Here is a 2,598-nt window from a genome sequence, read left to right as displayed (position 1 = left end):
GGCAGCGGCGCTCCCGGCGAGGCCCCCGAGGTCGGGCGCGACCCCGCCTCCGGCCTGCCCACGGCGGTGCTGTACGGCCTGACCCCGCAGGAGACGGCCCGCCGCCTGTCCGGGTTGGACACGCTGCTGGTGGACCTTCAGGACGTGGGCGTGCGCTTTTACACCTACATCAGCACCGTGCGGGACGTGCTGCGCTCGGCGCGGGAACGGCCGCTGCGGGTGGTGGTTCTCGACCGCCCCAACCCGCTGGGCTTCGGGGTGGAGGGACCGCCGCTGGACCCGGCCTTCCGCTCCTTCGTGGGGGTCACGTCGGCGCTGCCCCTCCGCCACGGCCTGACCCTGGGTGAGGTGGCCCGCGTCCTGGCCGCCGAGGAGGGGGTGCCGGTCGAGGTGGTCGGGACGGACGCGCCGGACGGCTGGCACGCGGACCGGCCCTGGGTGCCGCCCAGCCCCAACCTCCCGGACCTTCAGAGCGTGCGGCTGTATCCGGGCACGGCGCTCGTCGAGGCCCTGGATGCCAGCGAGGGACGCGGCACTGCGCTGCCCTTCCGGCTGGCCGGGGCACCGGGGATGGACGCGCACGCCCTGGCCCGGCGGCTGAATGCCCTGGACCTCGGCGTGACCGCCCGGCCTGCCTTTTTCACCCCGACCACCAGCAAGCACGCCGGGAAGAGGTGCGCGGGCGTGCAGCTTCACGAGACGCGCGGCGAGGTGCGGCGGGCGCTCCCCCTCGGGCTGGCCCTCCTCGCCGCGCTGGAGGAAGCGGGCGCGACCCGCAATCCGGACTGGCTCCAGAAACTCCTCGGTGTTCCGGCGGACACCGTTCCCAACACGCCCGAAGCCGCCCTGACCGCCCTCGACGGGTGGCAGGCGTCGGGAGAACAGCAGGCCCTCGCCCTCGCCCCTCACCGGCTGTACCCGCGAAAGGAAGGTTCCCCATGACCGCATTCCCGACGACGCAGGCCCTGAAGTTCGCCCCGCTGCTGCTGGCCCCCCTCCTCCTGACCGCCTGCGGGGGCGGCCGCCCGCAGGCGGTCCCGGATTCCGGGCTGACCCCGCAGCGAATCCAGACGCCCGGCCCGCACGGGGCCCCGCGCGGCCTGGGCCAGCGCGAGCTGCGCGGCCTGTGGGTGGACGCCTTCGGCCCCGGCCTGAAGACGCCCGCCGAGATCGACCTGCTGGTCGCCGACGCGAAGAAGATGAACGTCAACGTCCTGTTCGCGCAGGTGGGCCGCCGGGGCGACTGCTACTGCAACCATGCCGCGATGCCGCGCACGAACGATCCCGCCGTGCCCGCCGGATTCGATCCCCTCGCCGACCTGCTGACCAAGGCGCACGCCCAGGGCATCCAGGTCCACGCCTGGATCATCACGACCGCCCTGTGGAACAGCGCGGTGGTCGCCCCGCCCCCCGGCCACGCCTTCCACGCGCACGGCCCCACGGCCACTGGGCGCGACAACTGGCTGACGTACAAGGCGGACGGCACGGTGCGCGGCGGTGCCGACTGGGTGATGGACCCCGGTCACCCCGACGCGGCCGAGTACATCAGGAACATGTATGTCTCCGTCGTGCAGAACTATGACGTGGACGGCATCCAGTTCGACCGGGTGCGCTATCCCGATTACAACCCGGTGGGCGGCCCGGTGCAGTGGGGCTACAACCCGACCGCGCTGGAGCGTTACCGCGCCGAGACAGGCACGACCGGCACCCCCGCCCCCGCCGACCCGCAGTGGAGCGCGTGGCGCCGCCAGCAGGTCACCAACCTGGTGCGCGAGACGGCGCTGGCGGTCAAGGCGGTCCGCCCCGACGTGAGCGTGAACGCCGCGACCATCACCTACGGGGCAGGCCCGGCGGACGAGGCCGCCTTCCAGGCCTCGCGCCCCTACGCGGAGGTCGGGCAGGACTGGCTGACCTGGGTGAAGGAGGGGTACCTCGACCTCAACGTGATGATGAACTACAAGCGTGACTTCGTGCCCGACCAGGCGCTGTGGTTTGACCAGTGGAACAGCTTCGCGGCGGGCCTGCTCCAGCGGTACCCCGACGTGGGCCAGGTCAGCGGGGCCGCGATCTACCTCAACGACCAGGCCAGCACCGTCCAGCAGATCCTGAAGACGCGGGCGGCGGGCCTCAGCGGGTGGGCCGGGTACTCCTACCGCACGCCCGACCGGGACGTGAACGCCGGGACGCGCACGAAAGAAGAGGTCCTGCCCGAACTGATCGCCCGCCTCAGCGGCGAGGGCGGCCCCTTCGAGCGCCCGGCGGGCTGGGAGCGTCCCAACCCCGCGCATCTGCGGGCGGTGAGCGGTCAGGTCACGGTGGCGAGTGGTCCCCTGGGTGGCCGGACAGTGCGGCTGCTGGACCACAAGGGTGCCGAACTCGCCCGCACCGAGACGGACGGGAGCGGGCGCTACGGCTTCCTGCGGGTGCCGAACGGCCAGGTGCTGGTCGAGGTGGACGGGGTGAGCACCGAGCGCTTCACCGCCCCGCCCCGCCGGGTGACGGCGCTGCCCCCGCTCGCGCTCCCGTGACCCCATGACGGCGGAGCCCATTGCCCTCGGCCTCGACGCGGGCGGCAGCGGCACGGACTGGGCGCTGCTG

General features: G+C 73.3%; 2 protein-coding genes. Both read left to right on the top strand.

Annotation, left to right across the window (positions count from 1 at the left end):
- Positions 1-942, top strand: a 942-nt coding sequence (locus QOL99_RS16425; RefSeq protein WP_285525395.1) for an exo-beta-N-acetylmuramidase NamZ family protein, incomplete at its 5' end; no start/stop codon positions are given.
- Positions 939-2,528 carry a family 10 glycosylhydrolase gene (locus QOL99_RS16420; protein WP_285525394.1) on the top strand — a complete coding sequence of 530 codons (1,590 nt, stop codon included), beginning with the start codon at positions 939-941 and terminating at the stop codon, positions 2,526-2,528. The genes QOL99_RS16425 and QOL99_RS16420, both read left to right, overlap by 4 nt.
- The last annotated feature ends 70 nt before the right edge of the window (positions 2,529-2,598 follow it).

The organism is Deinococcus rhizophilus, assembly GCF_030271215.1.
Taxonomy (GTDB): Bacteria; Deinococcota; Deinococci; order Deinococcales; family Deinococcaceae; genus Deinococcus; species Deinococcus rhizophilus.
This window is presented reverse-complemented; position numbering and strand designations above follow the sequence as displayed.